Annotated in this window: 1 pseudogene and 1 riboswitch; the pseudogene reads right to left on the reverse strand. The window is 49.6% G+C overall.

Going from position 1 to position 1,798, the window contains the following annotated elements:
• A pseudogene (locus tag DW806_RS14940) lies at nucleotides 1-1,289 on the reverse strand (hypothetical protein); the annotation flags it as partial.
• A 109-nt stretch (nucleotides 1,290-1,398) separates the two neighbouring features.
• Nucleotides 1,399-1,490, reverse strand: a riboswitch (cyclic di-GMP riboswitch).
• Nucleotides 1,491-1,798 lie beyond the last annotated feature (308 nt).

Below are 1,798 nucleotides of genomic sequence, written 5' to 3' on the forward strand. Positions count from 1 at the left end.
ATTGTGATACTGAAATTCGTATTCAGCGGAATATCCGTCAAAGCCTTCACATAGATACCGCTGCTGTCCGCAGTAACCTGCACCTTGGTATCATCGAGGGTCACAACATACTCGTCCGGTCTAAGCAGCACCTTTGCCGTGCTGCCGGTAGTCAGCGACTTGTTCAGCAGCAGCGCATACAGATTTACCGTGCCGTCCTTGCTGACAGTAACCGTGGAACGAGTGCCGGCAAGCTGATGCTGTTCACTTGCTGCACCATCTGTAAAGTTGCCGCTGTTGTTCGGCATATCCTTTAAGACAGCGCCGGTCATGTAGTTATTGTTCAGATACACCTTTGCACCTGCGTCATGCCGTGCTTTGAGCGTAGCAGGAACAAAACCGCGCAAATAAGTGTTTTCCAAATGAATCTCGGTCAACGCAGTCTGCGTAAATGCGTCCGGTAAGACACCGCGCAGAGGGTTCGTGTCCAGCGCGAGATATTGCAGGTCTGCCAGATTAGCAATACCGGCAGAGATTTCGCCTTCCAGCTTGTTTTCAGACAAGTCTAAAATCTGCAAACCAGAAAGCGAGTACAGCGTTTCGGGAATCGTGCCGGTCAATCCGCATTGCCACGCCGAAAGCGAGATAAGGTTATTCAGCGCGGACAGGTCGGGAATCGTACCGCCGATAGCATTTTCCGAAAGGTTCAAGTATTTCAGACTGCTCATACCGGCAACTGCCGCAGGAAAACCGCCGGTCAACTGATTTCCCATGAGGTTCAGCACCTCAATCTGGGTATTGCTCAAAATCGTGTCCGGTATCGTACCAGTGTACTGGTTATCTTTTAGAACCAGCGTTTTCAATGCGGGCATTGTACCAAACTCGGAAGGAATCGCACCTGCATAATCATTGCCGCCCAAGTCTACATTTTGCAGTTTCGGGAGCGTATAGAGCGCAGACGGAATATCTCCGCTCAAATGATTATCCGAGAGGAACAGATACCGCAATTCACTAAGTTCCCCGATTGCAGCCGGTATATGTCCGGTGATGTTCTGACCTTTTAGACCAATGCTCTTGATCTCCACAAGGTCTTCCGCTCCGGTGATGGTATCCAGTGTGCGCTGCTGGGCGTTCAGCAAACGCTCAATCTCATTGATGAACCAGGTCTGTCCATCACAGGCGGCAATAAACCGTTTGGCATATTCCGTCTGTGGGTTTGGCGTAAAGTCCGCTGCGCCTGCCGTGAGTGGTGCGTATAGCTGCAACAGCAAGGCTATTACAAGCAATACGCTGATTCGTGTGCGTTTCATTTTTCGATCGCTCCCTTTCTTTTGCGCCCAAACAGGTAAAAAAGAGCGCAATACCACATGGATAGTAGTCCACACAGTATTGCGCTGTTTCTTAAAATGCGGGGACTGGTTAGGCAGCTGGCTGTCATGCGATTGCAGAGCAATCGTTTAGACCCTATAGCTTTGCGCCGCAGAGTTTCCTCTGTTTTGCCATTTCTGCCATTCTCCCAAGAGTTTGGGTTTTTAGTTAATTAAATTATACTAAGTTGCTTGGTATCTGTCAATTATCACTTTGTCAATTTCAACAAAAGTCCTTTTGTACTTAAACAAGTAATTGTTCAAAATTGTAGACTGTCCGCGTCGCAAAGGGTCTACTGTTATAGACTTCAAAAGATTTCTCTCTGCGCTCGCCGCCGCGAGAATGGTGAGGGGGTGCTGCGGCTGTGGGTAACTGCCGCAAGGGAGTTATCCATCAACCGCAGCAGGGGGAGAGGAAAGACGCGGGCGGCGCGGATTTCGTTCCTCTCCCC

The sequence above is a fragment of the Butyricicoccus sp. AM32-19 genome (assembly GCF_003480365.1).
Classification (GTDB): Bacteria; Bacillota; Clostridia; order Oscillospirales; family Butyricicoccaceae; genus Agathobaculum; species Agathobaculum butyriciproducens.